Source organism: Rossellomorea sp. RS05, from assembly GCF_039822645.1.
Taxonomy (GTDB): Bacteria; Bacillota; Bacilli; order Bacillales; family Bacillaceae_B; genus Rossellomorea; species Rossellomorea marisflavi_B.
Genome location: NZ_JBDKWY010000024.1, coordinates 1 through 431, shown reverse-complemented (window position 1 = coordinate 431; position 431 = coordinate 1). Strand labels below are relative to the sequence as shown.

Genomic DNA, 431 nt, shown 5'->3' with positions numbered 1-431 from the left:
ACCCTCCCATATCTCCTGGCATCTATGTGCTCACATTCCTTCGTTGGGTCTCGCCTTAACGCAGAGGCCAGCTTATGCTCCTGCATGGACTGATCTAAGATGATCGTCGAAAGTCTTGTGTGTGCCGGCTTCTCAGTGTCTAGGTTGTTTTAATTAAGCGAGCGTAGATGTTACGCAGCTTTTTGATTACCAAAGAAGGAGATATCAGCTACCATACGCTCTTCATTGAATGTTTCGCCCCTTTTGCTTAAACCATGAAGGACTTGAATCAATTTCCGACATAGGATTAACAACGCTTCTTTCTTAGCGACGGGGTGTTCGCGATGTTCACTATAGTAATCGTACAGGGACCGAAACGCTGGTATGGCGTGTAAAATCGGGAAAATCGCCTTATATATCAAGGAGCGTAGCCGTTTCCGCCCGCGTTTCGA

At 46.6% G+C, this 431-nt stretch carries 1 pseudogene; it reads right to left on the bottom strand.

Going from position 1 to position 431, the window contains the following annotated elements:
- Window positions 1-170 precede the first annotated feature (170 nt).
- Window positions 171-431, bottom strand: a pseudogene (locus ABJ225_RS22290) (IS110 family RNA-guided transposase); the annotation flags it as partial.